The sequence below is a fragment of the Kitasatospora sp. GP82 genome (genome assembly GCF_029892105.1).
Taxonomy (GTDB): domain Bacteria; phylum Actinomycetota; class Actinomycetes; order Streptomycetales; family Streptomycetaceae; genus Kitasatospora.
In genome coordinates this window covers 38,962-52,778 of the sequence record NZ_JARZAJ010000044.1, presented here as the reverse complement: position 1 = coordinate 52,778, position 13,817 = coordinate 38,962, and the positions used below count along the sequence as shown (strand labels likewise).

The following is a 13,817-nucleotide window of genomic DNA, read 5'->3' as shown; positions in this document are numbered from 1 at the left end:
TCGTCACCCTTGACGACCTCTACAGCCTCGCGAGCACGGCAGGAATGACCCGCCCATCGGAGATCAAGACTGCGAGTTAATGCTCTGCGAGCCCTAAGTCACTGGTATTGAATCTAGACCCGTACTTCGCAGGTCACCGATTCAGGTCTGTGACATCCGTCGAGTCCGGGTGTGGCTTTCCGGCGTGTGGCCAAGCGTTCGTTGCATCAGTACGGTGTCGATCCAGCGGTCATGCTTGTAGCCGACGGCCGCCAACCGGCCCACATCGGTAAAGCCGAAACGGCGGTGCAGCGCGACCGACGCATCGGTGCCGGCGTCCGCGATGACGGCGATCATCTGCCGTACGTGAGTCTGGGCACAGGCGGCCAGCAGGGCTTCCAGCAGGGCGCCGCCCAGACCTTGGCCCGTCCGGCCGGGGGCGAGGTAGATCGAGTTCTCGGCGGTGTGCCGATAGGCGGGCTTGGGACGCCAAGGGGCAGCGTAGGCATAGCCCACGACTTCGCCAGACACGTCGGCGACCAGAAAGGGCAGCCCCTGGGCGGCGAGGTCGTCGAGCCTCTGGTGCCAGGCGGCCACCGGTGGAGGGGTCTCCTCGAAGGTGATCACGGTGTGGCGGACGTAGTGCGTGAAGATCTCGGCCACGGCGTCCAGATCGGCCGGGACCGCCGGGCGGATCACTGACTCCAGGGCTGTCACAACGGAGAGTGTAGGCCCATGCGCGCGGCACCGGTTCAGGTCTGTGGCCAGCGGGTTTGCGTGACTTCGATGCCGAGGAGTTCGAGGAGGTGGAGTTGGACTCCTCGGGTGATCTGGACGGTCGGCGGGTCGGTCACGTTGCCGATCCGCAGGTTGAGTTCGCCGAGGTGGTGGAGGATCATCCGGCCGGTGGGCCGGACCCGACGGTTGTCCGGGTAGAGCCCGGCCATGGTCTGCTCCGGCCCCAGGGCCTGTCTGACCTGGCGTTCGATCAGACAGAAGACCAGCAGCGCCAGGCAGATGACCTGGATCAGGGCGGCGGCGCGGCGGTTGTGCTGGACGAAGACCGGGGTGACGGCGAGCGGTCCCTTGAAGTCCGCGTAGCGGCGTTCAACGGAGCCCTGGCCCTTGTACTGGATCAGGACCTGCGCGGGGTCGGCCTGCTCAGCCGGGAGCGGGGTGATCAGCGCGTACCAGCCGTCGGCCTTCGCCTCGGCATCGAGGACGTCCTGGTCGAAGCCCCACTCCAGCGACGGAACGCCGGCCTCGTCCTCGTGCACGTGCCAGCTCAGGCATGCGGCCACGCGGCGCTTCGCGGCGATCACTCCGGCGCGGGCGGCGACCTTCTCGGCCGTCCTGTAGTGCCTGCCGCCCGCGGCGCGGGCGAGCTTGTCCAGGTCCTCGGCGGCCTTCGCCAGACGTTTGGCCCGGGCGGCCCGCTGGCCGGCCGCGTTCGCGGTGGAGTGGACCAGAATCCGCCGCAGCGTGAGTATCGGGCCGCCCTTGCGTGGCCCCGCGAGGGTGTGGACGTCCTCCAGCACCCGGTAGATCTCCCGCTCGGCCGGGTCCTTGCCCGCGTCCCGAGCCGGAACCCAGTCCACGACGGCGGCCTGCCCCGGATCGAGGGCGGCGTAGACCCCGTCCTTGACCCGGACGGCCGGGACCGGGGCGATGAACGGGACCTTGGCTTCGAGCAGGGCGGCGATGTTCGGGTAGGACACCAGCTTGGCGTCCGCGACCAACAGGAACTTCTGCCGGCCGGCCAGTCTCCGCAGGTCCTTCATCGCGCCGACGACCTGGCTGACCTCGGCGGCCCCGCCGTCGAAGACGCGGGCGTGGACGGGGATGCCGCCGTCGCCGGTGACCGCGAGACCAACCTGGACCTGCTTCAGGTCCGTACGGCGGTCCTTGGGGTGCCCGTACTTGATGACCGGGAACTGGTCGTCCTGGTCCTCCTCAAGGTAGGCACCGTGGACGGACATGCTGGTCATGTCCCAGTGGCACCGGCTGACGTCGATGCCGAACTCGGCGATCGCCCGCGCGCCGACCGTGCCCGCGACCTGCTCCAGCTTCGGGGCGATCGCGTCCAGCGCCCGCGCCAGCCGGTCGTCGTTGAGCAGGGCCAGCTCGCTCGATACCGAACACCTCCTCCACCGCCCAGACCCGGGCCCAGTCGCCGACCCGGAACAACGGCATCGGCGAAGTGAGACGGTTCGCGACCAGCGCCTCGATCACCTGCCCGTGCGTCAGATGCGCACTCGCCGCAGAAGGGCACAGCCCGTCGACGATCCCGGCCACATCCAGCCGGCGCAGAAACTCGGCAGCGACAGGCAGAGCGCCCAGGCGCTTCTCCACCACGGACGTCACCACGCACTCCAGGCGCTGACGCTCAGACCGAGGTATCGACCGCCGACGCAGTCCGGGCTCCTCGCCTGAGGCCGCACGGCCACCCGGCGGCCCGGCGGCCGGTCCGGCCAGTCCGGCCGTGCTGCGCACTTGAGCGTCCATCTGGGGTGCGTCCCGTGACGGACGGGGCAGCACGGGCAAAGCCCTACCGTGAACGCCTGCCGAAGGGGATCTTCCTTGCACGGGTGGCGAGTTGCCCGCACTCGAACCGCATGACCATGCCATAGTGTGCAGGGCGTCCGAGTCCGTCCCTCCGACGCTGCATCAGCTCAGCCAGCGTCGCCGCCGCGGCCCAATCCAGACTCCACGCACCACATGGGAGGATTCATGGGGACCTTCGGCAAACACTCGTTCCAATCGGTCTACCAACAGCCCCTTCCTGCCGAGTACTTCCGTAGCCTGGCGCCGCTTCGCTACCGGTGCCCCGATTTCACCGATGACCTGCTCCCCACCACCATCGCGGAGGTCCGTCGCCGCGCAGGCCGCAAACACCTGAGAGTCGTCGACCTTGCCTGCGGCTACGGCATCAACAGCGCCTTGCTCAAGTGCGACCTTCGCTTCTGGGACCTCGCACAGCACTATGGGGGCGCCGCCCATGAGGCGCTGAACCCGCCAGAGATGATCGCCCGTGACAGCGCGTTCGTCCGCACCGCCCTGGCGGATGCCGACCTGACAGTCATCGGCGTCGACGTGGCACGCGCGGCGACCGACTACGCGCTCGCGACCGGGCTCATCGACGCCGCCGTCAACACCAACCTGGAACGCGATGACCCCACGGCCTGCGAGGCGAGCGCGCTGGCAGAGGCCGATCTGGTCCTGGCCACGGGCGCGTTCAGCTATGTGGGCGCCGCTACCCTCAACCGGGTCCTCGCACTGCAGGACCCGGCACCAGTGGTGCTGGGTTGGCCGATCTACGGCCAACCCACAGCCGAGCTGGAGGCATGTCTGACCGACCACCACCTCACCGTCACCCGCCCCGAGCCCGCCCCACGACACCAGCGTCACTTCGCCGACTCACGCGAACGCAGCGCCTACCACGCCGCCCTCCGCCGCAACGGCCTTCCGTACCGAGGCACAGCCGCCGAAACCAGCCTGTGCGTCACCCCGATCCTCGCCCGGCCCACCCCCGCCTGACCCTGCACGTGCAAGAAATCTCATCCGTACTGGCCAGTCGACATGTGGGTGCTGTCGCGAGGCCCAGCGAGAGTCGAGTATGACGGTGGAGGTCTCGCGCGGTGTGCCCAGCCGTGAGGGCACCTCTCCGGTGCAAGGTCGCCCCGCGAACCGGCTGCCGGAGGAGGATCCGTTCGGGGCGGTCTCGGACATCGACCCGACGGCCGCCTCGCCGGCCCGGTCCGCTACGAACCGGAGGATCGGTTCTGGCTGGCAGCACTGTCCAGCCTGATACCCCGTCACCGTTGGCGGGCAGTCTTCCCGGTCACGCCCGGCACCCTGCTGGCCTGGCATCGCCAACTCATCGCTGCGAAGTGGGACTACAGCACACGGCGCACCCGCACCGGGCGTCCGCCGACGAGAGCGGCGCTCAAGAACCTCGTACTACGCCTGGCTCGGGAAAACGCAGGGTGGGGCCACAAGCGGATCCAGGGCGAGCTCTCCCGCCTCGGGCACCCGATCGCCGCATCCACGGTGTGGGAGATCCTCCACGCGGCGGGCATCGACCCAGCCCCGCGCCGCACCGGCCCGACCAGGCGCGAGTTCCTCACGGCCCAGACCGAGGGCATCATCACCGTCAACTTCGACTGCGCCTGGGCCGCGACCTGGTTCGTGCCGCCGGCGAAAATCGCCAAGGCCGTCGATCTGATGCGCGCGCTCGACGCCGCACTGCAAACAGGCATCGGCATCGGCATCGGCATCGAGGACGCGTACAAGGCCCTCAAAGCCCTGGACTTGGACGCGAACGCCCTCGCCACCATCGACGCCGAGGTCCACATCGCCGAGGACGCGTACGCGGCCTGCACCCGCAACAGCTTCCCCGGCATCACCCAGGTCCTGATGGCCGACGGCTCGCACAAGCCGATCAGCGCGGTACGCACCGGCGACATCCTGCTGGCGACCGCCCCGGACACCGGAGCGCTGCGGCCGGAGCCGGTCACTGCCGCCTTCGCCCACAGCACCCAGCGCCTGGTGGACATCACCCTCGCCGACGGCGGCACACTGACCAGCACTGCCGGGCACCGCGTCTACGTCGCACAGCGCGGCTGGACCTACACCTCCGACCTGCACACCGGCGACCAGCTGCGCGCATCGGACGGCACGCTCCACCCGGTCAGCGGCCTGCGCGACCGAGCCGGCATCGCGCCGCAGAAGGTCTACGACCTGACGGTTGACGACCTGCACACCTTCTACGTGCGTACCGCCGGCGGCCGACCGCAGGACCTACTGGTCCACAACTGCCTCGACATCGTGGCCGACGAGGGAGACAAGTACGGTGCACACACCCTCAAGGACCACGTCCTCAGCGACTCGGACACACAGGCAAGGGCTGACAAGACCGGAAGGGCGACCAACTGGAAGGACCAGGACACCGCCGTCCGGGCTATCGGCAAGGCTTACCAGCAATGGATCGCAAAGCCCGCCAACCGGACGAGGATGGAAAACTGGATGGGGACGCAGGCCAAGCGCGGCGCCTTCGATCCCACGGTTGACCTCCTGCCGATCGAGTGGCAGGTCCGGGATGAGGGCCAACTCGGCAAGGTGTTCACCAAGGGCGGCGCCAGCGACGGCTCCGACGGCATCCCGACTGGTAATACCGTGCGGATCTTCCTGAAGTACGTCGGGAAAAGCCACAAGCCGGAGAAGTTCGTCGTCTACACGTCATACCCGGAGTAAAGGGCAACGATCATGACCAAGCCGCACGATGCCTTCTACGAGGACTTCGGACTCAGCGGGTTCACCAAGTACGTCCACTCCCCGTTCGTGGCCCAGGACGAAGCCGCGTGCCTCGACCTCGCGGACCGTCTGACGGAGCGATACGGGAAGGTGTACGCCCAAGATGTGCTGGCGGACCTACAGCGACTGCAGGCGGCCCCGCTGCCGGACGAGGTACTCAGCACGCTGTGGCTGGCCGCGACGCGGGCACACTTCGACCCGGTGGGCGCGGGACTCGGCATCCGCACCTGGCTCAGCCGGATCGCGGACGTCTGCGTCTCCCGCATCCGCCAGGACGACCCGTCCTTCCTTCCCGCCGCTCCGACCCTCGGGACGGGGACGGATGCGGGGCTTCAGGGCAGCGTCCTGGCGGAGATCCGCGGGGTCGCGCCGGCCCTGACGGAAGCCGCCACCACCAGCATCTACACCGCGCCCCTCCCGGACGTGGTGCTGGCGCTGGAGCGGGCGGTCACCGAGGTCGACGCCGACCTTGGATTCCGGCTTTTCCTGCGGGCCATGAAGGCGTACTTCGTGCCCATCAGCGAGGCCCGGTATCAGCGATTCCTGGACCTCGGCGAGCGGTTCGGCTATCACGAGCTCGTCGTCGACGACCCGAATCTCAACATCTGGTCGGACCTCGTGGACTGATCGCGGCACGAAAGAACCGAGGCCGCATGCCGGTCCCGAGCGACCAACCGCGGTACCAGCGGCGGGTCACGCCGGGTCAGCAGCTAGGCCACAGGAGATCCCGGTCGGGTCCACCTCGATGTGCCGGGCGTAGGCGTCGGCGACGGGCAGCCCGGCCTGGAGCGGGTGGACGCCGCAGGAGCGGGCGTAGGACTCCCAAACGCGGAAGCAGCGGGCGTACGCCTTGCGGGTGTCGGCGGAGCGCTGCCGGGCGACCCAGCCGCCGGCAGTGTCGGGGAGCGGATCCTCGGGGCCGTAGATGGCGGCGAGGGAGGCACGCAGGGCGCGGGCTTCGTCGGCAACGCCCAGGGTCGGGGGCGTGTAGCGGCGTCGGTCCAGGCTGGCGCCGCGGACGGCCTCGTAGTGGCGGCTGAGCCGGCTGCCGACCGTTTCCAGGACGATCGGGCCGATCTCGCCGCGCAGTTGAGCAGGGATGCCGGGAAGGCTCAGCCCTGCAGTGTCAACGGTGTGCAGATTGCAGGTGCGGGCGGCCAGCCGGGTGCGGGCGCGTTCGGCCATGGGCCGGGTGGCGTCCACGCCCATCAGCACGACCACGGCCTGATCGTCCTCGACGGCTTCGAAGGCGCGTGGAAGAACTCGTCGGCGTTGAACGCTGCGGCGACTGCGCCACTCCGTGGCCGAACGACCAGTCGGCCGAGTCGCTCCCGGTCAACGTGACGAGCTCATTGCGCGGCCCCGTCCTCGCGTCGTCCCGGGCGACGGCCGTCAGCGGTGAGGCGAGCGGCGACGACCGGGAGACGGCCGGTGCTCCTGCGGGGACTGCCGCGTCGCGCGGTGCGGTCGCAACGAGCGGGCTGTCGTCGACGCGGCCGGGTTGTATCCGAAGAGGTCGCCGATGATCACGTCTGCGAATTTGCCGCCGCAGCCGGTGACCGCAGCTGGACGCCTGCCCCGAGAAACCGTCAGGCTGGCGGGTGCCAGGCCTGGTTGGCGCCGCCGCGGCAGTCCCAGGTGATCAACTGGGGACTGCTGAGGATGCATCCGGGGTCGTCGAGGCACTTGCCGGACTGCGGGTTCATCAGGCTGCCGTCGGCCTGCGCGACCCACTGCTGGGCACCGCCGCCGTTGCAGTGGTAGAGCTGGACGACCGTGCCATTGGCGGTGCCGCTGTGCAGCACGTCCAGGCACTTGCCCAAGGCCTGGACGGTGCCGTTGCCGTTGCCGGGCAGGACAGCCACTTGTCGACCGGGGTGGGGCTGGCGGCGGTTCCCGGCAGGTCGGCGAAGCGCAGCCAGGCGGCGGGAGTGGCCTCGTCCGAGTAGTCGCCGAAGGAGTACCCGTGGTTGATGAGCTCGTGGGGAAGGTTGTCGGCCTGGATGGACCCCACCGGCGGGGGTGCGCTGTCGGTCAGCCCCTGGGTGGAGCCGGACAGCAGGGCGTAGTAGTTCGGCAGGCTCGGGTGCCACACGCCGTACGACTCGTTGAACGAAGCACCTTGCTGAGCCAGGGAGTTGATGCACGGAGCCTGGGCCGTGTTGCCGATGATGCTGCTGTAGTCCTCGTTCTCCATCATCACGATGACCACGTCCCGCTTTTCCGGGAATACGCGGTGGATGAACTCGAAGCGAACTGATCAGGAAGTGCCAGGCCCGGGATTCGGACAGCTTCAGGGAAGCCCTGAGGACCCTGATCGACCTGTTCTCAGGCGCGCGAAAGCCGTGCCGCTGTGCAGCGCGACACGGCTGGAAATACTCACTCAGGGCCCGGACATGTACTCCCATCGGACGGAAACCGAATATCGGGCCGGGCTCTGGAGAACCGGCGCTCCACTGACTGACCGATCAGCTCTATCGGCCGAACAGCAGGCGGTCCCGGTGCCGGGTGAAAACTGCTTTTCACCCGGCACCGGGACCGCTGTGGCCGCCCGGCGAGTGCCGGACCCGACCCGCCTCCAGCGGTGGCTCGGCGTGGTCAGGTGCGGCCGCCCACCTCCGGGGTCGTCGCTGTAGCGCGGGCTGGCTGCGGTCGGATCACTGGGTGGTCCACTGCTGGTTGGTCTTGCCGCTGCCGCAGGTCCACTGGTCGGCCAGGGCGCCGTCGGCCGTCGAAACACCGGTCACGTCCAGGCACTTGCCGCTGTTCACGGACACCAACTGCACGGCACTCGAGCTGGCCACCGGCTGAACCAGCCACTGCTGGTTGGTCTTTCCGGTACCGCAGGTCCACTGGTCGACCAGGGCGCCGTCGGCGGTCGAGGCACCGGTCACGTCAAGACACTTGCCGCTGTTCACCGACACCACCTGCACCGCACTGGACCCGGCCACCGGCTGCAGCAGCCACTGCTGGTTCGCCTTACCGCTGCCGCAGGTCCACTGGAGTACCTGCGCGCCATCGGCGGTCGAAGCACCGGTCACGTCAAGACACTTGCCGCTGTTGATGTTGGTGACGGTGGTGGCCGTCGGACCGGCGAGCGGGATGATGGCGACATTGGCGAAGTCGGCGTGCTGGAAGCCGCCGACGCCCAGGCCGCTCTGGCCGACCAGGTGGCTGCTGTCCATGACCGAGGCGACCTGCACGTGGTCGATGGACGCGGTGATCGAGTCGCCGGTCATCGCGAGCGTGAGGTTGTGCCAGGTCCCGGCGCCCGCACCGGAGTAGCGGCCGCTGGCCAGGACGGTGTCCGTGCTGGAGCGGTCCTCGGTGAACAGCGTCCAGGCGCCGGTGTCGTCGATCTTCAGGTGGTAGGCGGAGCGGTCGTGGTCGACGTGGTCGATGCGGCCGAGCAGTTCGGCGGAGCTGCCGGACTGTTCGAGGTTCACGTCCGTGCTGGCCTGGTAGTCGTTCCACTTCGGGTCGCCCAGCAAGGTGGCCGGGGTGTAGTTCATGTCCGAGTGCCAGGGCAGCGGGGCCTGGGTGCTGACCTGGCGCAGGCACATCGGGGTGCCGGCCCCGGCCGGGCAGGGTGCGGTCTCGAACGCGCCGGCCCAGTCGTGGAAGTAGCGGGCGGTCGCGCCGGGCTGGTAGCCGCTCAGGTCGGCCTGGTAGGGCAGCGGGAACGTCTGGGCGGCGGGTCCGGTGGCGGTGCCCTTGCCCTGGCCGGTGGTGGTGGTCACGCTGTAGAGGTATCCCGGCTGCAGGGTCAGCGAGTACGCGCCGCGCTGCGGGGTGACGTCCTGGGTGTGGACGAACCACTGGGCCGAGTCGTTGCTGTTCATGTTGGTGGCCCAGACGTGCACCGCACCGGTCGAAAGACCGCCGGCGACCTTGACGTTGACGGTGGCCGCGGCCGAGGCGTTGGTGGTCTCGATGACCGTGCTGTAGTCCTTGCCGGACTTGAGGGTGACATAGCTGCCGCTGTGCGGATCGCCGTTGAGACCGGTGCCGGGCAGGTAGCCGCTGGCGCCGTCCAGGTACCGCCAGCCCGGCTGGGCGAACTGCTCGGTGTGCGCCATCACCCAGATGTCGCGGCCCACCTGGTAGTTCCCCGACCAGGGCTGGTCGGCGGCCATCAGGCCGGCGCCCGCGAAGGGCAGGTTCGAGGGCCAGGAGCTGACCAGCGCCCACTTGATGTCCGCGGTCATCCTGGCGTCGATGTACTCGCGGTTGACGTTGCGGGCCAGGGCCGACGGGTCGGATCCGTAGCTGTCGTTGTCGTCCTCGGAGGCCCACAGTGGCTTGTCGAGCCCGATCGCGGTACTGCTGCCCGGGCAGCCGGTGTACGACGGGGTCGAGTGCCGGCAGGTGCCGTGCAGTCCGACGACGCCGACGGCCTTGTTGAAGGCGCTGTCGGTGGCGAGGTCGGAGGCCACCGACCAGTTCACGTCGTCGTTGTCCGAGGCCACCAGCGTGGTGCCGGCGTAGCCGTGGCTGTCGAGGGAGGTGCGGAGGTTCTCGAACCAGGACTTGTTGTAGCCACTCTCGTTCCAGCCGCCCAGGTAGCCGATGTTCAGCCCGTGGCTCTGCGCGCAGCCCAGCCAGGACTGGATGTAGTTGATGTTGTCCTGCGACCAGATGCCGCCGTTCAGCCAGCCCGGCGCGGCCCACTCCAGGCCGTAGAACTTGATGGCGGGGTTCCGGGCCTTGGCCTGCTCCATGATCCACCACTCGTAACCGCGGTCGCAGTTGACCTCGGTGGGGGTGCGCATGTGGCTGGGCTCGGGGCCGTCGCTGGAGTTGGCGTCGCCGCCGATCTCCACCTTCAGCATCTGCAGCGAGGCGCCGTAGCCGGGCTTGAAAAGGTAGTCCAGCACCTGGCTGCGCTGCGGCTCGGGGTAGTCGACCAGCAGCCGCGAGGTCGCCCCGCCACCACTGATCGCCCCGAGACCGTCGAAGGTCCGGCCGGTCGAGGAGCCGTCGATCGTGATGCTCTGCGAAGGCGCGGGTGCGGGTGCGAATGCGAATGCGGGTACGGTCGCTGCCGCGGTGCCGGCGATGGAGGCGGCCGGCGCCGGGGTGGCGGTGAAGGCGGTGGCGAGGCCCAGGGCCAGCGCCGCGAGCAGGATCCCGCTTCGCGGCGCGCGGGGAGGTCTACGCACGGAGGTACTCCAAATCGGTGGGGGTGGGGGAAGGTTGTCGCGCCGTGACGGATGCGGGCCGGGCGAGCGGCGGGAGCCCGCCCGGTCCGCAGGGCGTGGTTACGGCAGCGTCCACCGCTGGTTGCTGCCACCGTTGCAGTCCCAGAGCTCCAGCCGGGTGCCGTTGGTGAGGGAAGCGGCCGGATCGTCCAGGCAGCGGCCGGACTGGGTGCCCTTCAGGGTGCCGTCGCTCTGCGGCGTCCACTGCTGGTTGGCGCCGCCGTTGCAGTCCCAGATCTCCATCAGAGTCCCGTTGGCGCTGCCCTGACCGGTGGCGTCGAGGCACTTGCCGTCGTGGGTCAGGGCGCCGTTCGACCAGGTCCACACCTGCGAGGCGCCGCCGTTGCAGTCCCAGAGCTGCACGGCGGTGCCGTTGACGGTGGAATCGCCGTTGTCGTCCAGGCACTTGCCGGGCAGGGCGGAGGCGACCGCGCCGGTCTGGGTGCTGGGCGTGCCGGGGGCGAGGGCGAAGTTGTCGAACTGCTCGGTCTGGTAGCCGGTCACACCGAGGCCGGCCTGGCCGTTGGTGAAGCTGGTGTCGGTGGCGCTGCCCACCACGGTGCCGTCGACGGTCGCGGTCAGCGCGCTGCCCTGCATGGTGAGGCTGACGGTGTGCCAACTGCCGGTTCCCAGCGCCTTGGTGATGCCGCTGGCGAGGGTGGTGAAGTTCCAGCTGGTGTCGCTCTTGTCGATGGACCAGGCGCCGGTGTCGCTGACGCGCAGGTGGTAGGCGTTCAGGCCGTTGTTGTTGCGGCCCTGCTGGTTGACCCGCCCGAGCAGTTCGGTGGTGCCCGGCTGCTCGAACATGGTGTCGGCACTGACCGTGTAGTTGCTCCAACTGCCGTCGCCCATGATGGTGTACGGGGCGTCGTAGGACTCGTCGGTCCAACGGATCGGCGCGCTCGGGGCCATCTGGCGCAGGCAGCTGCCGGTGCGGCCGCCGCCGCAGGCGACGGTCTGGAAGGCGCCGTTCATGTCGGTGAAGTACTTGGGCGAGGTGGTGGTGGCCAGCGTCTCGAAGCCGTCCGTGTAGGGCAGCTTGAGCGGGGCGGCGGTCGGCGGGGTTGCGGTGCCCTTGCCCTGGCCGGTCGTGGTGGTCACGGTGTACACGTAGCCGGGCTGGAGGGTGAGCGTGTACTTGCCGCCGCTGGGGGTGACGTCCTGCTGGTGGACGAACCAGGCGGTCGGGTCGGCGGAGTTGAGGTTGGTGGCCCAGACGTGCACCCGACCGGTGGACAGACCGCCGGAGACGGTGAAGTTCGCGGTCTGCGCGGCGGTGGCGTCCATCGTCTCGATGACCGTGCTGTAGTCCTTGGCGGTGGGCGACTTGAGCGTCACGTAGCTGCCGTTGCCGCGGTTGCCGCCGAGGTAGCCGCTGGCCGAGTCGATGTAGCGCCAGCCGGGCTGGGCGAACTGGGTGGTGTGCGCGGTGACCCAGGTGGTCTTGCCGATCGTGTAGTTGCCGGACCAGGGCTGGGCCGCGATCGACATGCCGTCGGTGGAGAAGAAGAGGTTGGGGTAGAGCGCCGCGATGACCGGCCAGTTGATGAACGAGGTCATCCGGCCGTCGAGGTAGTCGCGGTTGATCGCCCGCGCCACCGCCGGGGCGCCCTCGTTGGCGTCCTCGGAGCCGTTCTCACTGGCCCACAACGGCTTGCCCAGGCCCTGCGCGTTCGCGGTGCTCGGGCAGGAGGAGAAGTCGGTCAGGTAGCCGCAGGGGTAGTGGACACCGACGATGTCCACGGCGCTCTTGAACGCCGGGTCCTTGGCCATGTCGTCCGCCACGGCCCAGGAGTCGTCGGCGGCGACCACCCTGGTCGCGGCGTAACCGTGCGAGACCAGGGCGCTCTTGAGGTTCTCGTACCAGGTCTTGTCGTAGCCGCGCTCGTTCCAGCCACCGAGGTAGGAGACGTTCAGGTGGTGCTGCGCCGCGCAGCCCATCCAGGACATCAGGTAGTCGATGGTGTCCTGGGACCAGAAGTTGCCGCCGCCGATCCAGCCGGGCGCACCCCAGGACAGGCCGTAGAACTTGATGTTGGGGTTGCGGGCCTGGGCCTGCTCGGCCAGCCACCACTCGTAGCCCTGGTTGCAGTCGACGGTGCCCCTGGTGTGCTCGATGCTCGGCTCGGCGCCGTCGGTCGAGTTGGTGTCACCACCGATCTCCAGCTTGAGGACCTGCAGCGAGGCTCCGTAGCCGGGTTTGAACAGGTAGTCGAGCAGCTGACTGCGCTGCGGCTCCGGGTAGTCGGCCAGCAGGCGGGAGTTGCCGCCACCACCGGAGATCGCCCCGACGCCATCGAAGGTGAGGCCGGGCTTGGTGCCGCTGAGCGCCACGGCCGTGGTGGGGGCGGCCGCTTCGGCGACGGGTGGTGCGGCGAGGGCGGTACAGCCGAGAAGGAGGAGGGCGGCGCTGAACGCGGTACGGAATCTTGCGGGCATGGCGCTGCGACCCATGGGGGACTCCAGGGCGAGGGTGGGGAATTGGGTTCAAGCCCGATCAATATGAAGGCTAAATGAGCAATAGTCAACAAGTTCAAACAGATCCGGACTCGCACACGGATGCATCCACTCGCCGTGACTGACGCTCCATCACTGGAGGTTCGATCAGCGGAAGTTGACGGAAGACCGAGAGGCAGCCCGGTCGGCAACGGAAGCGGCTTCCGACTGATGTCTAGACAATTGCTCACTCCGCGTACCAGCCTCCAGCACGTTCGAACAGGGACGAATCTTGCTGGTTATTTGACATTTCACTATGCCTCGCAGGCAACACGCCGAACGCCGGACGGCCCGCCTCGCGGCGGCCGTCCCCCGCCACAGCCCGCTGGCCCTGAACCGCCGGACCACGTGCGAACTCGAACTGCCGATCAACCGCGCCGCATGAGGCGGTGCGGCCAGGGTCGCGGTCAGAGCAACGTCGGCGCGTGGAACTCGCCGAGGCCGCTGGCGAGGTCCCGGTCCAGCCAGTAGCGGCGCGGTTCGGCGAGCATGACGTCGACGCTGACGGCCAGAATGCCGGGGATCTCGGCGAGTTCGTTGTCGATGAAGAGCGCCAGGGCGGAGCGGTCGGCGACCAGGCCGGTACACAGGACGGACAGGTCGCTGGCGACGTGGGCGACGAGGCGGGTCTGGGGAAGCTGGTCGATGCGGCGCATGACCTCGGGGGTCTCACCAGGGGCGACCCGCAGGCGGAGCATGAACGGGGTCTGGAAGCCGAGCCATTCCGACACGATCTCCAGGCGCGGTTTGACCCAGCGCTCGTCCAGGACCCGGCGCACGACGCGGTGCGCGGTGGAGGCGGGCAGGACTGCGGCACGGGCAACGGGA

10 protein-coding genes and 3 pseudogenes are annotated in these 13,817 nt (G+C 68.9%); 5 read left to right on the top strand and 8 right to left on the bottom strand.

Translation table 11 applies throughout. The features are described 5' to 3' along the window. Positions 1-141: 141 nt before the first annotated feature. Both P3T39_RS30840 and P3T39_RS30835 read right to left on the bottom strand, forming a co-directional pair. Positions 142-696, bottom strand: a complete 555-nt coding sequence (locus P3T39_RS30840; RefSeq protein WP_280702498.1) for an N-acetyltransferase family protein — start codon at positions 694-696, stop codon at positions 142-144. A gap of 35 nt (positions 697-731) precedes the next feature. After that, positions 732-2,078, bottom strand: a complete 1,347-nt coding sequence (locus P3T39_RS30835) for an IS1634 family transposase (RefSeq protein ID WP_280702505.1) — start codon at positions 2,076-2,078, stop codon at positions 732-734. 631 nt (positions 2,079-2,709) lie between these two features. On the opposite strand from P3T39_RS30835, the gene P3T39_RS30830 reads away from it, so the two are divergent. From P3T39_RS30830 to P3T39_RS30815, 4 genes and pseudogenes are all read left to right on the top strand, one after another. Further along, positions 2,710-3,516, top strand: a complete 807-nt coding sequence (locus P3T39_RS30830) for a hypothetical protein (RefSeq protein WP_280702497.1) — start codon at positions 2,710-2,712, stop codon at positions 3,514-3,516. Positions 3,517-3,765: 249 nt separating this feature from the next. Next, positions 3,766-4,128, top strand: a pseudogene (locus P3T39_RS30825) (integrase); the annotation flags it as partial. Between the two features lie 75 nt (positions 4,129-4,203). Then, on the top strand, positions 4,204-5,232 hold the full coding sequence (locus tag P3T39_RS30820; protein ID WP_280702504.1) for a polymorphic toxin-type HINT domain-containing protein: 1,029 nt from the start codon (positions 4,204-4,206) through the stop codon (positions 5,230-5,232). 12 nt (positions 5,233-5,244) lie between these two features. Further along, positions 5,245-5,919 carry a hypothetical protein gene (locus P3T39_RS30815; protein ID WP_280702496.1) on the top strand — a complete coding sequence of 225 codons (675 nt, stop codon included), beginning with the start codon at positions 5,245-5,247 and terminating at the stop codon, positions 5,917-5,919. A gap of 66 nt (positions 5,920-5,985) precedes the next feature. On the opposite strand, the gene P3T39_RS30810 is transcribed toward P3T39_RS30815, so the two are convergent. The 5 genes and pseudogenes from P3T39_RS30810 to P3T39_RS30790 all read right to left on the bottom strand — a co-directional run bounded on the left by P3T39_RS30810 (position 5,986) and on the right by P3T39_RS30790 (position 12,947). Continuing rightward, positions 5,986-6,513 carry a hypothetical protein gene (locus tag P3T39_RS30810; RefSeq protein ID WP_280702495.1) on the bottom strand — a complete coding sequence of 176 codons (528 nt, stop codon included), beginning with the start codon at positions 6,511-6,513 and terminating at the stop codon, positions 5,986-5,988. Positions 6,514-6,881: 368 nt separating this feature from the next. After that, positions 6,882-7,157 (bottom strand): ricin-type beta-trefoil lectin domain protein, encoded by a 276-nt coding sequence (locus P3T39_RS30805; protein WP_280702494.1) that lies wholly within the window; start codon positions 7,155-7,157, stop codon positions 6,882-6,884. Between the two features lie 71 nt (positions 7,158-7,228). Then, positions 7,229-7,489 (bottom strand): annotated as a pseudogene (locus tag P3T39_RS30800) (alkaline phosphatase family protein); the annotation flags it as partial. 460 nt (positions 7,490-7,949) lie between these two features. Further along, positions 7,950-10,454: an RICIN domain-containing protein gene (locus P3T39_RS30795; protein ID WP_280702493.1), complete on the bottom strand. Its 2,505-nt coding sequence runs from the start codon at positions 10,452-10,454 to the stop codon at positions 7,950-7,952. A gap of 99 nt (positions 10,455-10,553) precedes the next feature. Next, complete coding sequence (locus P3T39_RS30790) at positions 10,554-12,947, bottom strand: ricin-type beta-trefoil lectin domain protein (RefSeq protein WP_280702492.1); 2,394 nt, start codon at positions 12,945-12,947, stop codon at positions 10,554-10,556. Positions 12,948-13,245: 298 nt separating this feature from the next. On the opposite strand from P3T39_RS30790, the gene P3T39_RS30785 reads away from it, so the two are divergent. Beyond that, a complete protein-coding gene (locus P3T39_RS30785) occupies positions 13,246-13,374 on the top strand; it encodes a hypothetical protein (RefSeq protein WP_280702491.1) in 129 nt (42 codons plus the stop codon). Between the two features lie 22 nt (positions 13,375-13,396). Here P3T39_RS30785 and P3T39_RS30780 read toward each other — a convergent pair. Continuing rightward, positions 13,397-13,786: pseudogene (locus P3T39_RS30780) on the bottom strand (Lrp/AsnC family transcriptional regulator); the annotation flags it as partial. Positions 13,787-13,817: the final 31 nt, after the last annotated feature.

What these genes read in the sequence shown, in the direction of transcription:
- P3T39_RS30815 (WP_280702496.1), top strand. Translation starts at nt 5,245, where the DNA reads ATGACCAAGCCGCACGATGCCTTCTACGAGGACTTCGGACTCAGCGGG.
- P3T39_RS30830 (WP_280702497.1), top strand. Translation starts at nt 2,710, where the DNA reads ATGGGGACCTTCGGCAAACACTCGTTCCAATCGGTCTACCAACAGCCC.
- P3T39_RS30820 (WP_280702504.1), top strand. Translation starts at nt 4,204, where the DNA reads ATGCGCGCGCTCGACGCCGCACTGCAAACAGGCATCGGCATCGGCATC.
- P3T39_RS30785 (WP_280702491.1), top strand. Translation starts at nt 13,246, where the DNA reads ATGCCTCGCAGGCAACACGCCGAACGCCGGACGGCCCGCCTCGCGGCG.
- P3T39_RS30790 (WP_280702492.1), bottom strand. Translation starts at nt 12,947, where the DNA reads ATGGGTCGCAGCGCCATGCCCGCAAGATTCCGTACCGCGTTCAGCGCC.